At 74.1% G+C, this 15,399-nt stretch carries 19 protein-coding genes; 9 read left to right on the top strand and 10 right to left on the bottom strand.

What is annotated here, in order from left to right; translation table 11 throughout:
* The first annotated feature begins 295 nt into the window (after positions 1 to 295).
* Both ACQP1S_RS26550 and ACQP1S_RS26555 read left to right on the top strand, forming a co-directional pair.
* Entirely contained in the window at positions 296 to 1,063 is a 768-nt protein-coding gene (locus ACQP1S_RS26550) for a DUF5753 domain-containing protein (RefSeq protein WP_432900315.1), read from the top strand.
* Positions 1,060 to 1,245, top strand: coding sequence for a DUF397 domain-containing protein (locus ACQP1S_RS26555; protein WP_432908356.1), 186 nt, complete (start codon positions 1,060 to 1,062; stop codon positions 1,243 to 1,245). The genes ACQP1S_RS26550 and ACQP1S_RS26555 overlap by 4 nt, the downstream gene beginning before the upstream one ends.
* A gap of 173 nt (positions 1,246 to 1,418) precedes the next feature.
* On the opposite strand, the gene ACQP1S_RS26560 is transcribed toward ACQP1S_RS26555, so the two are convergent.
* The gene (locus ACQP1S_RS26560; RefSeq protein WP_432900317.1) at positions 1,419 to 1,952 is read right to left on the bottom strand and encodes a GNAT family N-acetyltransferase; all 534 of its coding nucleotides are present in this window, start codon (positions 1,950 to 1,952) and stop codon (positions 1,419 to 1,421) included.
* Positions 1,949 to 2,164, bottom strand: a complete 216-nt coding sequence (locus tag ACQP1S_RS26565) for a biotin/lipoyl-binding carrier protein (RefSeq protein ID WP_091241253.1) — start codon at positions 2,162 to 2,164, stop codon at positions 1,949 to 1,951. Before ACQP1S_RS26565 ends, ACQP1S_RS26560 begins: the two co-directional genes overlap by 4 nt.
* 250 nt (positions 2,165 to 2,414) lie before the next feature.
* Here ACQP1S_RS26565 and ACQP1S_RS26570 point away from each other — a divergent pair, with 250 nt between their 5' ends.
* Positions 2,415 to 2,489, top strand: coding sequence for a 50S ribosomal protein bL37 (locus ACQP1S_RS26570; RefSeq protein ID WP_369752275.1), 75 nt, complete (start codon positions 2,415 to 2,417; stop codon positions 2,487 to 2,489).
* Positions 2,490 to 2,683: 194 nt separating this feature from the next.
* Here the strand turns inward: ACQP1S_RS26570 and rsrA are convergent, their stop codons facing one another.
* The 5 genes from rsrA to ACQP1S_RS26595 form a co-directional block, all read right to left on the bottom strand.
* The gene (gene rsrA, locus ACQP1S_RS26575; RefSeq protein ID WP_091241255.1) at positions 2,684 to 2,971 is read right to left on the bottom strand and encodes a mycothiol system anti-sigma-R factor; all 288 of its coding nucleotides are present in this window, start codon (positions 2,969 to 2,971) and stop codon (positions 2,684 to 2,686) included.
* A 1-nt stretch (position 2,972) separates the two neighbouring features.
* On the bottom strand, positions 2,973 to 3,794 hold the full coding sequence (locus ACQP1S_RS26580) for a sigma-70 family RNA polymerase sigma factor (protein WP_432900319.1): 822 nt from the start codon (positions 3,792 to 3,794) through the stop codon (positions 2,973 to 2,975).
* Between the two features lie 280 nt (positions 3,795 to 4,074).
* Positions 4,075 to 4,686, bottom strand: coding sequence for an alpha/beta hydrolase family protein (locus tag ACQP1S_RS26585; protein WP_091241261.1), 612 nt, complete (start codon positions 4,684 to 4,686; stop codon positions 4,075 to 4,077).
* Positions 4,687 to 4,712: 26 nt separating this feature from the next.
* Positions 4,713 to 5,105 carry a WhiB family transcriptional regulator gene (locus ACQP1S_RS26590; RefSeq protein WP_091242605.1) on the bottom strand — a complete coding sequence of 131 codons (393 nt, stop codon included), beginning with the start codon at positions 5,103 to 5,105 and terminating at the stop codon, positions 4,713 to 4,715.
* Positions 5,106 to 5,305: 200 nt separating this feature from the next.
* Positions 5,306 to 6,004 (bottom strand): SOS response-associated peptidase, encoded by a 699-nt coding sequence (locus tag ACQP1S_RS26595; RefSeq protein WP_432900322.1) that lies wholly within the window; start codon positions 6,002 to 6,004, stop codon positions 5,306 to 5,308.
* A gap of 102 nt (positions 6,005 to 6,106) precedes the next feature.
* Between ACQP1S_RS26595 and aroA the strand changes: the two genes are divergently transcribed.
* From aroA to ACQP1S_RS26615, 4 genes are all read left to right on the top strand, one after another.
* Positions 6,107 to 7,408: a 3-phosphoshikimate 1-carboxyvinyltransferase gene (gene aroA, locus ACQP1S_RS26600; RefSeq protein ID WP_432900324.1), complete on the top strand. Its 1,302-nt coding sequence runs from the start codon at positions 6,107 to 6,109 to the stop codon at positions 7,406 to 7,408.
* 165 nt (positions 7,409 to 7,573) lie between these two features.
* Positions 7,574 to 8,509 (top strand): ribosome small subunit-dependent GTPase A, encoded by a 936-nt coding sequence (gene rsgA / locus ACQP1S_RS26605; protein WP_091242609.1) that lies wholly within the window; start codon positions 7,574 to 7,576, stop codon positions 8,507 to 8,509.
* A 217-nt stretch (positions 8,510 to 8,726) separates the two neighbouring features.
* Entirely contained in the window at positions 8,727 to 9,545 is an 819-nt protein-coding gene (hisN, locus tag ACQP1S_RS26610) for a histidinol-phosphatase (protein WP_091241269.1), read from the top strand.
* A gap of 59 nt (positions 9,546 to 9,604) precedes the next feature.
* The gene (locus ACQP1S_RS26615) at positions 9,605 to 10,459 is read left to right on the top strand and encodes a hypothetical protein (protein ID WP_245722389.1); all 855 of its coding nucleotides are present in this window, start codon (positions 9,605 to 9,607) and stop codon (positions 10,457 to 10,459) included.
* 25 nt (positions 10,460 to 10,484) lie between these two features.
* Here ACQP1S_RS26615 and ACQP1S_RS26620 read toward each other — a convergent pair whose 3' ends face one another.
* Positions 10,485 to 11,804 (bottom strand): glycosyltransferase, encoded by a 1,320-nt coding sequence (locus ACQP1S_RS26620; protein WP_432900326.1) that lies wholly within the window; start codon positions 11,802 to 11,804, stop codon positions 10,485 to 10,487.
* 414 nt (positions 11,805 to 12,218) lie between these two features.
* Here ACQP1S_RS26620 and ACQP1S_RS26625 point away from each other — a divergent pair, with 414 nt between their 5' ends.
* Together ACQP1S_RS26625 and ACQP1S_RS26630 are read left to right on the top strand one after the other, a co-directional pair.
* Positions 12,219 to 12,926, top strand: a complete 708-nt coding sequence (locus ACQP1S_RS26625; RefSeq protein ID WP_432900328.1) for an ATP-binding protein — start codon at positions 12,219 to 12,221, stop codon at positions 12,924 to 12,926.
* A gap of 73 nt (positions 12,927 to 12,999) precedes the next feature.
* Positions 13,000 to 13,572, top strand: a complete 573-nt coding sequence (locus ACQP1S_RS26630) for a DUF5709 domain-containing protein (RefSeq protein WP_091241285.1) — start codon at positions 13,000 to 13,002, stop codon at positions 13,570 to 13,572.
* Between the two features lie 19 nt (positions 13,573 to 13,591).
* Here the strand turns inward: ACQP1S_RS26630 and ACQP1S_RS26635 are convergent, their stop codons facing one another.
* Both ACQP1S_RS26635 and macS read right to left on the bottom strand, forming a co-directional pair.
* Positions 13,592 to 14,260: a response regulator gene (locus ACQP1S_RS26635; RefSeq protein ID WP_091241288.1), complete on the bottom strand. Its 669-nt coding sequence runs from the start codon at positions 14,258 to 14,260 to the stop codon at positions 13,592 to 13,594.
* Complete coding sequence (gene macS, locus ACQP1S_RS26640) at positions 14,257 to 15,387, bottom strand: MacS family sensor histidine kinase (RefSeq protein ID WP_432900331.1); 1,131 nt, start codon at positions 15,385 to 15,387, stop codon at positions 14,257 to 14,259. The genes ACQP1S_RS26635 and macS overlap by 4 nt, the downstream gene beginning before the upstream one ends.
* Positions 15,388 to 15,399: the final 12 nt, after the last annotated feature.

Here is a 15,399-nt window from a genome sequence, read left to right on the forward strand (position 1 = left end):
GGCGCGCGGGCGGCGGGTCGGCGGCCGGCTTCGGGTCCGGCGCTGGTGGCGGATCGGTGGGCTTCGGCTTGTCGGGCACGGTGCTCCTCTGACGTCGTGGCGTGGAAAGGGGGCCGCCTCCCACCCCTCGAAGGAGACGGCCCCCGCAGCAGACGCGACCGGCGGTGTCCTCTCCGGCCGGCGGCGTCGCTCTGCGTACGACTCTCGCAGGCAGTTGCGGGACGGGTACACAGCGTTAGATCATGGCAACGGGACCATCGGGACGTCTCGGGTGCGCTACAGAGGGGTAACGCGGATGAACCACGCGGTGAAGGTCGCGATGCTCGAAGCAGGCGAGACCGCCGAAAGCCTGGCAGCTCAGGTGGACGTCGACCCGAAGACAGCGGCGCGGTGGGTGAGTCACGGACGCATCCCGCGCGCCCGGCACCGGGTGCGGGTCGCTGCGATCCTCGGGCGGGACGTGCTCGACCTCTGGCCGGACGCGCTGAAGCGCCGCGAACCGGCGTGGTTCCGGCGGTGGGCGGACATCGAGCGCGAGGCGGTCGAGCTGCGATGGTTCGAGCTGGCGTGGGTGCCGGGTCTCCTGCAGACCGAGGCGTACGCGCGGGCGACGCTGGCTCTGGCGACGCCCACCACCGATGAGGTTGACGAGTTGGTGACGGCGCGCATGCAGCGGCAGGCGATTCTCCACTGGCCACAGCCGCCGCTCGTCGTCGCGGTGATCGACGAAGCGGCCCTCCGGCGGCGCGCAGGACGCGACGGCAAGCTGATGCGCGAGCAGTGCGAGCACATCGCGGCCTGCGCCGAACTGCCGTGCGTGCAGGTGCACGTCGTACCCCTCGACACGCCGATCTACCTGGGTATGGGCGGGCCGTTCATCCTGGCCGAGTTGCCGGACGGCACGCGGGTGGCGCACCAGGACAGCCCGGCCAGGGCACACATCACCGACGACGCGACAGAAATTGCTAGCCTCGAACGTAGGTGGGCTCGCATTGTCGGCGAGGCCCTACCCCGGGCACAGTCTCTCGACCTCGTGAGGAAAGTGGCAGCGACATGGACATGACCGGTGCGCAGTGGCGCAAGAGCACGAGGAGCGGGGACAACGGCGGGGCGTGTGTCGAGGTTGCCGACAATCTGCCCGGCGTCGTCCTCGTGCGGGACACCAAGGACCGCGACGGCGCAACGCTGACGTTCGCTCCCAGCGCGTGGCGTGGGTTCGTGAGCTTCGCGAAGGCATCCCGCTAAACAGGGCGGTGGGGCCCCCGGCCGGACGGCGGCCGGGGGCCGCCTGCTGTCCGGGGCCGCAGTGACGCGGCGACCCCGGCGGCCCTGCCCGGCGTCACGAGGGTGCGATGCCGTCTGCGGGCCGGGCGGCGGGCAGTTCAGGCCGCAGCGGCGGGCAGACCGGTGCGACCCGGTCAGGCCGCTGCGGCGGGCAGGGCCATCCGCAGGGCGAGCAGGTCGACGCCCGGCAGCGGCGACCAGTCCCGCTCCGGGGTACGCACGAAGCCCAGCCCCGCGTACAACCGGTGGGCGGCGTCGGCGAGCCCGCTACGGACGCAGATGACCATCGCCGCGCAGCCCTGGGCCACGGCCCGGGACAGGCAGGCCCGGACCAGCGTCACGCCCACCCCCCGCCCCTGGGCGGCCGGGTCCACCGCCAACATCCGGAACTCCGCCTCACCCGGCCCGGACACCTCCGCGTACGGGCTGCCGGGCAGCACGAAGGTGACCGAGCCCAGCACCGCACCGGTCGCCTCGTCGACGGCGACCAGGATCTCACCGTGCTCCGCCCGACCGGCCACGTCGGCCAGCACCCCGCCGTAGCCGTTCTCGCCCTTGAGCTGACCGTCGGCCTCGTAGGCGGCGACGGTCAGCCGGGCCACCGCCGGAAACTCGGCCGGCGCGGCCCGCCGGACCAGCAGCCCGGTCGACCGGTCGCCGGGACTCACCCGATCACCGCGATCAGGTCACCGTCCTGCACCACGTCGCCCTCGTTGACCACGAGTTGCTCGACCACGCCGTCGGACTCGGCGACGACCGGGATCTCCATCTTCATCGACTCCAGGATCACCAGCGTGTCCCCCTCGGAGACGGTGTCCCCGGTCGACGCCACGACCTTCCACACGTTGGCCACCATCTCGGCGCGGATCTCCTCGGCCATCACGGCCCTCCCTCTCCACCGGGTGTGTCTGCGTCGGTATCCAATCACGGACCGACCTCGGGCGGGCGGCGAGCGCCGACACCGACCAGGCCACACCCCGCCGACGTACCGCTGCCGCCCCGGCGCACGACGGCGGGTGCCGGCCGCACTAGCATCATCAGGTCGGACCCCGACGCCGGGAGGACCGGTGGCGTGCACCGGCGTCGACGGTCGCCGCAGCAGGGGTCGGACCCATCACGAGGAGGTCAGCATGGCGAAGAAGGCCCGCAAGAAGAAGGCCCGCAAGAAGAGCAGCGCGAACCACGGCAAGCGTCCCAACTCCTGAGTCGTCCCGGCGGGCATCCCGCCGCGACGCCAGGTCCGGCCCGGAGCCGGACAGACCGGTGGCCCGGGTCGAGTCGACCCGGGCCACCGGTCTGCGTGCGTCATCCGGCCGTAACGGGCCGGGTGTCCGGCCGAGGTGGGTGCCGACGCCGGCCCGCCGGGCGGGTCCGGGGCGTCAGCCTGCCGCCGGTGGTGTCACTCGGCGAGTTCGCGGGACTCGCTGGCCTCGAAGACCACCAACTCGGTGAGGCGTACCCGCAGCCGCTTCCGCAGCTCGTCGGGGGCGGTCTCGTTGCCGCAGCAGCGGGCCACCAGCGCCCGCACCTCCTGCTCGATGCCGTACTCCCGCAGGCAGGGCCCACACTCGTCCAGGTGGTAACGGATCAGCGAGCGGCGCTCCTCGGCGCACTCCAGGTCCAGGTAGAGGTAGACCTCCGCGAGCACTTCCCGGCAGTCCGTCTCGTGCGGCTTCCCACAGCTCACGTCACACCTCCCGACTGGCAGCGGCGGTGGTCGAGCCCTTCGCGGGCTGCGCGGTGCTGAAGCCACGCTCCGCGGCGTACCGCTCCAGCAGCTTGCGCAGATTGCGACGCCCGCGGTGCAGCCGGGACATCACGGTGCCGATCGGCGTGCCCATGATGTCGGCGACCTCCTTGTACGAGAAGCCTTCGACATCGGTCAGGTAGACCGCCAGCCGGAACTCCTCCGGCAACTGCTGGAGGGCCTCCTTGACGTCGCTGTCCGGCAGCCGGTCCAACGCCTCGGTCTCGGCCGACCGCAACCCGCTGGAGGTGTGCGACTCGGCCTCGGCGAGCTGCCAGTCGGTGATCTCCTCGGTGGGCGCCTGGATGGGCTGGCGCTGCCGCTTGCGGTAGGAGTTGATGTAGGTGTTGGTCAGGATCCGGTAGAGCCAGGCCTTCAGGTTCGTGCCCTGCTCGAACTGGTGGAAGGCGGCGTACGCCTTCAGGTACGTCTCCTGGACCAGATCCTCGGCGTCGGCCGGGTTGCGCGTCATCCGCAGCCCGGCGGCGTAGAGCTGATCGACGAAGGGCATCGCGTCCCGCTCGAAGCGGGCCCTGCGCTCGTCCGTCTTCTCGGTGGTCAACCGCACATCCCCTCGCGTCGGATGCTGTCCCGCCGAGGATACGCGGACGAACCCGTCCGCAGCTCGGGTTCCGCCGGGTGTGCTGGTGCTCACCGCCCCGGGGCCAGCCCCCACCGCCGGCCAGTCCGGGCCGTCCAGCAGCTGTCTGAGCTGCCGTGCGTCCCGCTCGTCCCGCTCCCGGTTCCGTGTCTCGGTCGGCACCGGTCACCCCCCTCGCCAGATTCCTCGTCCGGGAGTCGTAACGCCCGGTCGCGGGCCGGGCATTCCACCGGCCTCCCGCTCCTGGTCCCGGCCAACCGGTCGGCTACCGGCGGACTGGGACCAGGAAGGGCCTGGGAGGGACGGTCCCGACCACCCGAACCGGAGGTCGACACCATCGGTTGCAACGACGGCTCCGCCGGGGCGGAAACGGGTGGTCAGCGCGTTGGTCCGGAGCCGGCCCGCCGGCCGGCGGGCGACCGGTGGACCGCCGCCGGGCGGGTCAGCGGGCCCACCCGTGGGCACGCAGCCAGGTGAGCACCGCCTCGGCCGTGCCGGCCGGGTCCTGGCGCAGGTCGTGACGTTCGCCACGGCGCACCACCACCTCGACCGGGCCACCGGCGGCGGGCGTCCCGAACGGGTCCCGGTCACCGTTGACGACCAGCGTCGGCAGCCCGGTGGCCAGTTCGGCGGCCCGGGAGCGCTCCGGCCGGCCGGGCGGGTGCAGCGGAAACGCCAACGCGACCACCCCGGCCGCACCCACCGCGCGGGCCGTCCGGCAGGCCACCCGGGCGCCACTGGACCGCCCGCCGACCAGCAGCGGCACCTCGGGATGCCGACGGCGCAGCACGGCCAGCACCGTCGTCCACGCCTCGTCCAGGTGACCGGCCGGAGCCGGAGCCCGGCGACCCGCCACCCGGTAGGGCTGGGTCACCCGGGCGACCACCATCCCCGCACCGCGGGCGGCGTCGCGCAGGGCGAGCAGGTCCGGCGCGTCCACCGCACCACCGGCGCCGTGTCCGAGGACGAGCAGCGACGTCGGCGGACCGGCCGGCAGGTCGGTGTCGACCCGGGCCGGACCCCGGGGGGTGTCGAGTGGCGTGAGGTGCGGCACCCGGTCATTCTGCGCCGCCCGGCGGGTCAGCTCAGCGGCACCAGGGTGAGCAGCCGGTCCCGCACCGGTGGGCCGGCGTCGTCGGCCGCATCGGGATCGGACTCGACCTCGCCGCGCCAGGCGACCAGCATGGCCCGGCGCTCGCGCGGCGTGGTGCCACCCCACACCCCGTGGGTGTCGCCCACCTCCAGGGCCCAGGCAAGGCAGGAGCCCTGGACGTCACAGCTGCGGCAGAGCGCCACCGCCGCGTCGGCCGGTTCGTTGGGTGCCGGAAAGAACGTCTCCGGATCCACGCTCTGACAGGTTCCTCTGGTCCGCCAGGCATCGTCGGAACGGCGGTCCCGCAACGCCCGTAGCAGTCGCGGATCGCGTCGTGCGGCGGCCACCTCGTGCGGTCGGGGCATACGCGCCCGGGTCATCACACCCACCTCCCCCGTGGGACCGGCAAGATCGACGGGCGTCGTTCACACTGCGCGAAGACGCTCCCAGTGCCAGCGCTGTGTTCTATCGCACTGTTGGCTACGGGGACAAGGGGTGTGCCGGAAAGATGGCTAAAGGTCCGAGCGACGTTTCGCCCGGAACTCTGGCAATTCGTACGCGACAATGTCGCCTATCGCGTTCAGAACAGGGCGCTCTCCCCGTGGGAGCGTTCCCGGTCCACCGGCACCCGCGCGACCAGATCCGGGCCGTTGTTGCGGACATTGCCCACCGCCGGCCCGACCGGACGGATCTCCAGCCCGGCGAGCCACTGCGGTGTCGGCGCGACCAGCAGCGCCGCCGGATCGTCGGCCGGTGCCAGCCAGTCCGCCCACCGGTCGGCGGGCAGCAGCAGCGGCATCCGGTCGTGCACCTCGGCCAGCTCACCCACCGCCGCCGTGGTCAGCACGCTGAACGTGAGCGACGTCTCCCAGCGGGACCAGATGCCGGCCAACGCCAGCACCGAGCCGTCGCGCGGGGTCATGAAGTAGGGCTGCTTGCCGCCACCGGCCCGACGCACCCACTCGTACCAGCCGTCGGCCGGGACCAGGCAGCGCCGACGGGCGAACGGCACGGCGTACGCCCGGCTGGTGGCGACCGTCTCGGCCCGCGCGTTGATCATGCGGGCCGCCCCGGTGGCCGACTTCGCCCAGTGCGGCACCAGCCCCCAGCGGCCGACCGAGAGCACCCGGCCCTGCTCGGGGTCGACCCGGACCACCGGCACCGGATCGGTCGGCGCGACGTTGTGGTCGGGCCCGAGCCGGCCGTCGGTGTCGTCGTACGACTCGAAGACGGCGCTCAGGTCCCCGGCGCTCCGGGTCGTCGCGTACCTGCCGCACATGGCACACACGCTAACGCCCCGCACCGTTGACGGCTGTCCCGCCAACCGGGAGTCGGCCCGACGGTCGACTCGAAGTCGTCGCCGGGTTGGCAGAATGTGACCGTGGGAAACCTGACCGCCACCCGTCCGCAACAGCCCTGGGCCGCGCCGACCGCCAGCGACCCGGTCACGGCGACGCTGCGTCTGCCCGGCTCCAAGTCGATGACCGCCCGTGCCCTGGTGCTCAGCGCGCTGGCCGGCGGCCCGTCCACGCTGCACGGGCCACTGCGCGCCCGGGACACCGAACTGATGGCGGGCGGGCTGCGCGCGATGGGCGCGCACGTCTCGGTCTCCGACGACGAACGCTGGCTGGTCCGGCCGCACCCGCTGGTCGGCCCGGCCCACGTCGACGTGGGCCTCGCCGGCACGGTGATGCGGTTCGTCCCGCCGGTCGCCGGCCTCACCGACGGGCGGGTCACCTTCGACGGCGACCCGCACGCCCGGGTCCGGCCGCTCGGCCCGTTGATCGGCGCGCTGCGCTCGCTCGGCGTCCGGATCGACGCGCCGGAGACCGGCTCCCTGCCCCTGGTGGTGCAGGGCACCGGTGCGGTCGCCGGCGGCGAGGTGGTGATCGACGCCTCCGCCTCCAGTCAGCTCGTCTCCGGCCTGCTGCTCGCCGGAGCGCGCTTCGACCGGGGCGTGGTGGTCCGGCACGAGGGCCCGCCGGTGCCGTCCGCGCCACACCTGCGGATGACGGTGCAGATGCTGCGGGCCGCCGGGGCGGCCGTCGACGACAGCGTCCCCGACATCTGGGTGGTCGCGCCCGGGCCGCTCGCCGGCCGGAGCTGGGAGATCGAACCCGACCTCTCCGGCGCGGTCCCCTTCTTCGCCGCCGCCCTGGTCACCGGCGGCGAGGTGACGTTGCAGGGCTGGCCGCACAACAGCCTCCAGCCGGTCGAGCAGCTCCGCTCGCTGCTACAGCGGATGGGCGCTGCGGTGACCCTGACCACCGCCGGGCTGACCGTCCGGGGCACCGGCACGGTGCGCGGCCTGTCCGCCGACCTGTCCGACGTCAGCGAGCTGACCCCGGCGCTGACGGCGCTGGCCATGCTGGCCGACTCGCCGTCGACCTTCACCGGGGTCGGACACATCCGGGGGCACGAGACCGACCGGATCGCCGCCCTGGCCCGGGAGTTCACCGGGCTCGGCGCCGACCTGACCGAGACCGCCGACGGGCTGGAGATCCGACCCCGGCCACTGCACGGGGGCACCTTCCGCACGTACGCCGACCACCGGATGGCGCACGCCGCCGCCGTGGTCGGGCTGGCCGTCCCCGGCATCGAACTGGACGACGTGGCGTGCACCTCCAAGACCATGCCGGAGTTCCCGGCACTATGGTCGGCGATGGTGACCGGCAAGAGCTGACGGCAGAGGGGGCAGGTCCTGACGACCAAGCGACGGGAGTACGACGAGGACGACGTACGGGTCCGGCCCGGCCGGTCCTCGCGTCCGCGTACCCGAACCCGCCCCCGACACGACGACGCGGTGGACGGCTTCGTGATCGCCGTCGACCGGGGCCGGTACACCTGCGTGCTCCCCGACGCCCCGGACGGTGCGGCGATCACCGCCATGCGGGCCCGTGAGCTGGGCCGCAAGTCGGTGGTGGTCGGTGACCGGGTGAACCTGGTCGGCGACGTCTCCGGCGCGGACGGGGTGCTGGCCCGGATCGTCCGGATCGCCGAACGGCGCTCGGTGCTGCGGCGCACCGCCGACGACGACGAGAACACCGCCGAGGGGCGACTGGAACGGGTGGTGGTCGCCAACGCCGACCAACTGGTGATCGTCAGCGCGCTGGCCGATCCGCCACCCCGCACCGGGTTCATCGACCGTTGCCTGGTCGCCGCGTACGACGCCGGCATCGAGCCGCTGCTCTGCCTGACCAAGGCCGACCTGGCCGGTCCGGAACAGGTGGTCGGCTACTACACCGAACTGGAACTGCCGTACGTGCTGGTCCGGCCCGACTCCGACCTGAACGCGCTGCGCGCCCTGCTCGCCGGCCGGGTGTCGGTCCTGGTGGGGCACTCCGGGGTGGGCAAGTCGACGCTGGTCAACCGGCTGGTGCCGGAGGCGTTGCGGGCGGTCGGCGTGGTCAGCGCGATCGGCCGGGGCCGGCACACCTCGACCAGCGCGGTGGCGTTGCGGCTGCCGCGCACCCCGGACGCCGACGGCGACCCGGGCTGGATCGTGGACACCCCGGGAATCCGCAGCTTCGGGCTGGCCCACGTCTCGGCGGAGAGCCTGCTGCACGGCTTCCCCGACCTGGTGGAGGGGACGGTGGACTGCCCGCCGAACTGCCCACACACCCCGGACGAGGCGGAGTGCGCACTGGACGCCTGGGTCACCGCCGGCAAGGCCGACCCGCGCCGACTGGCCTCGTACCGCCGACTGCTGGCCTCCCGGGCCGGCGACGTCGACCCCCGCGACCCCGAACGCAACCCCGGCGACCCCCTCGCCGGCTCCTCCTAACCCCACCCTTCCCACCCCCTCCCTCCCTCACCCTGGCTGGCTGGCCCCGGTGATCAAGAGGTTTGCGTCACTGTGAACGCCCACCATGACCCAAACCTCTTGATCACCGGGGCGGGGGCGGGCGGGGGCGGGCGGGGCGGGGCGGGGGCGGGCAGGGGCGGGGCGGTTGGGGGTAGGGTCTGGGGGTGGTGGGGGTGGGTGGGGTTAGGGTTTTGGGGTGACGGGGTTTGTGGGGGATCTGGAGTTTGCTCATCGGCTCGCGGATGCCGCCGATGCCATTTCGATGAGCCGGTTCCGGGCGATGGATCTGCGGGTCACGGCCAAGCCGGACCTGACTCCCGTCTCCGACGCGGACACCTCGGTGGAGCGGGAGATCCGGGCGTTGCTGACCGCGCACCGGCCGGGCGACGGACTGCTCGGCGAGGAGTACGGCGAGCAGCCGCCGACCGGCCCGCACGACCGACGGTGGGTGATCGACCCCATCGACGGCACCAAGAACTTCGTCCGCGGCGTCCCGGTCTGGGCCACCCTGATCGCACTGCTGGAGGGCGACCGCCCGGTGGCCGGCCTGGTCTCCGCCCCGGCGCTGGGCCGCCGCTGGTGGGGCGCGCCCGGCCTGGGCGCGTACGCCGGCCCGGACGCCGCCTCCGGCGAGCCGATCCAGGTCTCCGGGGTACGCGACCTCGCCGACGCCAGCTTCTGCTACTCGTCGCTGTCCGGCTGGGAGGCGGCCGGCCGGCTGGACCCGGTGCTCCAGTTGATGCGGGACACCTGGCGCAGTCGCGCGTACGGCGACTTCTACGGCTACATGTTGCTGGCCGAGGGGGCACTGGACGTGATGGTGGAGCCGGAATTGTCGCTCTGGGACATTGCCGCGCTGGTGCCGATCGTGACCGCCGCCGGGGGCACCATCACCACCCTGGAGGGCACTCCCGCCCCTGGTGGGACGGTGTCCGGGGAGATCAGCGCGATCGCCACCAACGGGCCGCTGCACGCCGACGTCCTCTCCCGGCTGGGTCGGCCGACCGCGCGCTGAGGCCATCGGCACTCTATTCTCGCCTGGTGGTCTCCTCCGGCTGGTGCTTCCTCGCGGCGATGATCGTCGCGTACGGCTTCGCCAACATGCTCCAGTCGGTCGCCGCCGCCCGGACGACCGTGCACCACACCTTCGACCCGGGTCTGCTGCTCCGGCTGGCCGGGCACCGGACGTACCTGATCGGGCTGCTCTGCCAGGTGACCGGCTTCGTGCTGGCCTTCCTGGCCCGCCGCGACCTGCCGTTGTTCCTGGTCCAGGCCAGCGTGGCGGCGGGGCTGGGGGTGACCGCCCTGCTGGGGGTGGTGGTGCTCAAGTGGCGACTGCCCGTCGCCGAGGTGGCGCTGCTGGTGCTGCTCTTCGCCGGGATCACCGCGCTGGTGCTCTCCGCCCAGCCGGCCCCCTCGAAGGGGCTCGGCACCGCCGGTCTGGTCGGCCTGGCGGTGGCGCTCGGCGGGATCGGGCTGCTCGGCTTCTTCGCGGTACGCCTGCACGGGGCGCCCGGTTCGGTGGTGCTCGGCTCCCTGGCCGGGATGGCCTTCTCCGCCGCCGCGGTGGCCGCCCGACCGCTGGCCTCCGCCCCGTCGGCCGAGGCGTTCGTCCGCGACCCGCTGCTCTATCTGCTGATCGCCCACTCGCTGGTGGGTCAGCTGCTGCTCGGGCTGGCGATGCAGCGGGGCTCCACGACGGCCGCCGTCGCCGCGATGGACGCCGCCGGTGCGGTGCCCGCCGCGATCGTCGGGCTGCTGCTGCTCAACGACAAGATCTGGCCGGGCCGGGAGTGGCTGGCCGCCGTCGGTTTCCTGATCACCCTCGCCTCGGTGATCGGGCTCACCAGGTACGCCGCACCCCAGCACCACCACGCGGTGACCCGGCCCCGGGAACGCGCCATGGTGGGCGCGGTCCCGCGCGCCTGAGCGCGCCGGGCGTCGACCCGGGCGGTCAGACTCCGACCGGGCCGGCGGTCGTGCCCTTGACCGGGGCGTCGGTGTCGGCCTCGGCCACCGTGGCGGCGTCGTCCTCGACCAACTGGTCGGCATCGACGTCGACCGGCACCACGTCGGGCACCTCGACCGGCGTACGCCGACCCACCACCCGCTCGTAGAGCCGCTCCAGCGCGCCGGCCGTCCGCTCCCAGGTGTAACTGCACCGGACCCGGTCCACCGCGGCGTGCCCGTACGCGAACCGGCCCGCGTTGTCGGCGAGCAGCCGGCGCAGCGTCATGCCCAGCGTGCGGACGTCGCCGGGGGGCACCAGCCGGCCGGTGACCTCGTCGACCACCGCGTCGGCGATCCCGCCCATGGCGTAGCCGACCACCGGCACGCCGCACGCCATCGCCTCCAGCGACACCCGCCCCGCACAGGAGTAGTGCGGGGTACAGGCCACCACGTCGGCGGAGCGGTACCAGGTCGCCAGTTGGTCGTGCGGCACCGCGCCGACCAGCGTGACCTGGTCGGCGACCCCGGTGCGCTCGGCCAACTCCCGCAGCCGCCGGGCCTCCGCGTGGGTGGCCAACTGGTCGGCCGGCGGCCCACCGGCGATCACCAGCTCCGCGTCGCCGACCAGCCGCATCGCCCGGATCAGGTCGTCCTGCCCGTGCCCCGGGGAGAGCCCGCCGACGGAGAGGATGCGGGCCCGTCGGTCCCGGGGGGCGGCCTCACCGTCGGGGTGGAACCGCTCGACGTCCACGCCGGTCGGCACCATCGCCACCGAGGTCCGTCGCAGCCCCATCCGGGTCAGCTCGTCGACCTCGTCGTTGCACTGGGCCACGGCGACGTCCACCGCCCGCAGAAGCGCCCGCTCCAGCGGAATCCGCTCGCCCGGTCCAGCGTACTGGCGGCCGAGGTGGCGGCGTTGTTCGACGCCGAGCGAGTGGAAGGTCTGCACCACCGGAATGTTCGTTTCGCGGACCGCGTGCGCGGCGGCCAGGCCCCCGATCCAGTAGTGCCCGTGCACCACCTCGGGCGTCCACTCCCCGGCCCAGCGCTCGGCCAACCAGCGGCCCAGCTCCGGGACGTACGGGACCAGTTCGGCGGTGGCGGTGGGCTGGGCCGGGCCGACGGGCACCCGTTCCACCCGGTAGCCGTCGATCTCGACGTTGGCCGCCAGGGCCGGGTCGTCGCGGCGCTCGTAGACCCGGACGTCGTGGCCTCGCCCGGCCAGCTCACCGGCGACCCGGGCGACGTGTTCGTGGGTACCGACGGGTGGTCCTTCCGCGGACCGGGACGGCCCGGCGTGCGCGCAGACGAGGCCGACGCGCATGGTGCACCTCCATGCGATCTGCGAGGGATGGTATCCGGTCAGAGCGTCCCATTAACCGGGGCTCCACGAGCCGAAACCTCGCAGATCGGAAGCGGTCAGCGGCTGGTCGGAGCGGTCGTGGGGCGGCAACCGCCACCAGCCGGACCGCCGCCGGCCGGATCCCCACGATCAGTCGCCGCGGCTCGGCATGACCCGGCCGGCCCGGGGGTACCGACCAGGGATGCCGATGACCTGCATCCTCGCCGAGGCCACCATGGTGGTCACCGACGCCTCCGGCGGGATCGACGCCGGCATGGCGTACCCCGCCTCCCGATCCGGACGGGCGGCACGACGATGAGCCGCGCCGAACTGCCCCCGACGCGTCCCGGGGCGGGTTCCCCCGGGACGGTCCGCCCCTCGCAGGCGGGTTGCCGGGTGGCGGCCGACGAATCCTCGGCGCTGGTGTGGCTCAGTGGGGTGCTGGAGCCGGCCGAGCACGACCGGGTCCGGGACGCCCTGCTCGCCCGGCTCGGTGAACGGCCCGGCCCGATCGTGGTCGACCTGGGCGGGCTGCGGTCCGACAGGCCCACCGTCGGCCGGCTGCTGGCCGAGGTGCGGCGGGTGGTGCGCGACTGGCCGGCGGCAGACCTGCTGGTGGTCGACCCGGCCGGGGCGGTCACCGGGGAGTTGGCGGTCCATCCCCACCCGGACGACGCGACGGCCGCGCTGGCCCGTACGCCGATGGCGGCGGTGCTGACCGAGGAGCTGACGCCGGTGGTCGGGGCGGCCCGGCGGGCCCGGGAGCTGGTGACCGACGGTTGCGACCGGTGGGGCATGCCGGAGCTGACGGAACCGGCCTGCATCGCGGTCACCGAGCTGGTCAACAACGTGGTGGCGCACGCGGCGACCCCGATGACGCTGCGGTTGGCCCCGGGGGGCGACACCCTGCACCTGGCCGTCCGGGACCACTCCCGGCAGCAGCCGAGGTACGCGGGGCTGGCCCCGCTCACCTCGGCCGGCGGTCGGGGTCTGTTGCTGATCGACACGGTGGCCCGCCGCTGGGGCAGCACCCTGCTGCCGGACGGCAAGGTGATCTGGTGCGTGTTGCACACCGAGGAGGAGTCGCACTGGCACCACGACTGATTCCTGCTCTTTCATCCCGATCCGGGGAGCGGGACCCGGTTACCCGACCCCTGCCAGTGGGTAGTGCTCAGCCATGCGCGACGACGAGTTCCCGACCCCCGTGTCCGACCCCGAGGCGCTCGGCCTGCCCGACACCGCCGACGACGACTCGACCGCCAACGACGACGTGCTGACCGGCCGGGAGGCCGACGGCCCGGACCCGGCCCAGCTGCCCGGCGACCGGACCCCGGTGGCGGTCGACCGCTTCGGCACCACCGCCGACGAGCAACTCGACGGCGAGTCGCTGGACTACAAGCTCGCCCGCGAGCAGTACGAGCGGCGGGCCGACGACCCGCTGGCCGGCCCGGTCGACCCGGACATCGCCGCCGAGGCGGAGAACGAGGAGGCCGCCGCGCAGGCCCAGCTCGACGCCGACGTGCTGGACCCGGGCCCGACCTCGGACCCGAACTCGCCGGTCTCGCTCTATGACCACGGTCAGCTCGGCACGGTCGCCGACGCCCAGGTGGGCCGCCTGGTCGAACCGGACGAGGGCGCCCGCACCGACCAGGAGACCGACAACGTCGCGTACGACGCGGGCGCGGCCGGCGGCGGCGCGAGCGCCGAGGAGCTGGCCATCCACGAGACCAGGCCGCCCGAGGCGCACTGACCCCGGTCGCCCGGGCCCGTCAGTCGTCCAGGCCCCGCTCGATCGCATAGCGGGTCAGCTCCACCCGGTTGTGCAGTTGGAGCTTGCCCAGCGTGTTCTGCACGTGGTTCTGCACGGTGCGGTGCGACAGCCCGAGCCGCCCGGCGATCTGCTTGTAGGACAGCCCCTTCGCCACCAGCCGCAGCACCTCGGTCTCCCGTTCGGTGAGCCGGGGTGCCGCGTCGTGTCCGCCGTCGGCCGTCCCGCCGGCCGGGGGGTCCGCGGCGAGCCGCCGGTACTCGCCCAGCACCAGACCGGCCAGGCCGGGGGTGAAGACCGGCTCACCGGCCGCGGTCCGGCGCACCGCGTCCAGGAACTCCGCCGGGCCCGCCGACTTCAACAGGTAGCCGGTGGCGCCGGCCTTCACCGCGTCCAGGACGCCCTGTTGCTCGCCGCTGGCCGACAGCATCAGCACCCGGACCCGGGGCAGCGCGGCGCGCAGCCCGTGGATCACCTCCACCCCGGAGATGTCCGGCAACTGGAGGTCGAGCACCACCAGGTCGGGTCGGGCGGCGGCGGCCACCCGGACCGCCTGGCGGCCCTCGCCGCTGGTCGCCACCACCAGGTGGCCGGCCTCGGTGAGATCCCGGGCCACCCCCTCCCGCCACATCGGGTGGTCGTCGACCACCATCACCCGCATCCCGGTCATCGCTTCCTCCTCGGCACCATCAGTTCGAGTTCGGTGCCCTCCCCCGGTGTCGAGACGATCCGCGTCTCGCCGCCGAGGTCGGCTATCCGACCGCGGATGGCCTGGGCCACCCCCAGCCGCCCCTGCCGGGCCGCCTCGACCAGCCGGCCCTCCGCAATACCCGGACCAGCGTCGCGGACCGACACGGTCACCGTCTCCCCCTCGTCCTCGACCAGCACCCAGGCCCGCCCGTCGGCGTGCCGCCGCACGTTGTCCAGCGCCGCCGCCGTCGCGGCGGCCACCTCCCGGGCCACCAGGGTGGGCAGCGGCACCGGCGTGGCCGGGGCGGAGACCTGCACCGCCGCCGAGGCGTACCCGGCCAGCAGGGAACGCAGGTCCACCTCCCCCACCGGGTCGGCGGGGGACGCCGGCGGGGCCCCGGAGATCAACGCGCGGAGCGCCACCTCCTGCTGGCCGGCGAGTCGGGCCAGCTCACCGGCCTCCCCGTCCAGGTGTGCCCCGCGCCGCTGGACCAGCGCCAGCACCTGGAGCACCGAGTCGTGGATGTCCCGGGCCAGCCGCTCCCGTTCCCGGGTCGCCGCCTCCAGCTCCACCGCCCGCTGCAACCGCTCCTCGGCGGTCACCGCCAACCGGGCCACGTGCCCCACCACCACCCCGGCGAGCAGCAGCAGGATCACCCCGGTCAGCGAGGACGGGCCGATCCGGCCCCGGGTGGCCAGGTCCGTGCCGCCGACCAGCAACGCGGCCACCGTGCCGCGCCGCCGCCCGCCGGAGACCGCCCAGGCCAGCACCGGCCCGGCCAGCCAGGCCACGGCCAGGGCCGGCACCCCGGCTGCCAGCGCCGGACGGCCCACCACCCACGGCGTGACGGCCAGGATCAGCAGGACCACGCCGAGGTCGGCCAGGAGCAGCGGCCAGCCCCGGTTGGCCGGCCGGGCGTAGCCGGCCGCGGTCACCCCGGACCAGGCCAGCATCACCAGCAGTACGCCCCCGGCGGCGAGCGGGTGGGCGTACCGGTCGGCGTCGCGCAGGACCAGCAGCCCGACGTACGCCAGGGAGGCGAAGCGGAAGACCGCGACGGAGCGCCAGAGCGGGACCTCGAAACCACCCGGCGGGGACGACGGCATGGGCGTCACCAT

Source organism: Micromonospora matsumotoense (assembly GCF_050951065.1).
Taxonomy (GTDB): Bacteria; Actinomycetota; Actinomycetes; order Mycobacteriales; family Micromonosporaceae; genus Micromonospora; species Micromonospora matsumotoensis.

Coding starts and splice junctions, on each gene's coding strand:
- ACQP1S_RS26550 (WP_432900315.1), top strand. CDS start 296: ATGAACCACGCGGTGAAGGTCGCGATGCTCGAAGCAGGCGAGACCGCC.
- ACQP1S_RS26635 (WP_091241288.1), bottom strand. CDS start 14,260: ATGACCGGGATGCGGGTGATGGTGGTCGACGACCACCCGATGTGGCGG.
- ACQP1S_RS26620 (WP_432900326.1), bottom strand. CDS start 11,804: ATGCGCGTCGGCCTCGTCTGCGCGCACGCCGGGCCGTCCCGGTCCGCG.
- ACQP1S_RS26565 (WP_091241253.1), bottom strand. CDS start 2,164: ATGGCCGAGGAGATCCGCGCCGAGATGGTGGCCAACGTGTGGAAGGTC.
- macS (WP_432900331.1), bottom strand. CDS start 15,387: ATGCCGTCGTCCCCGCCGGGTGGTTTCGAGGTCCCGCTCTGGCGCTCC.
- ACQP1S_RS26595 (WP_432900322.1), bottom strand. CDS start 6,004: ATGTGCGGCAGGTACGCGACGACCCGGAGCGCCGGGGACCTGAGCGCC.
- ACQP1S_RS26590 (WP_091242605.1), bottom strand. CDS start 5,105: ATGACCCGGGCGCGTATGCCCCGACCGCACGAGGTGGCCGCCGCACGA.
- ACQP1S_RS26555 (WP_432908356.1), top strand. CDS start 1,060: ATGACCGGTGCGCAGTGGCGCAAGAGCACGAGGAGCGGGGACAACGGC.
- ACQP1S_RS26615 (WP_245722389.1), top strand. CDS start 9,605: ATGATCGTCGCGTACGGCTTCGCCAACATGCTCCAGTCGGTCGCCGCC.
- ACQP1S_RS26630 (WP_091241285.1), top strand. CDS start 13,000: ATGCGCGACGACGAGTTCCCGACCCCCGTGTCCGACCCCGAGGCGCTC.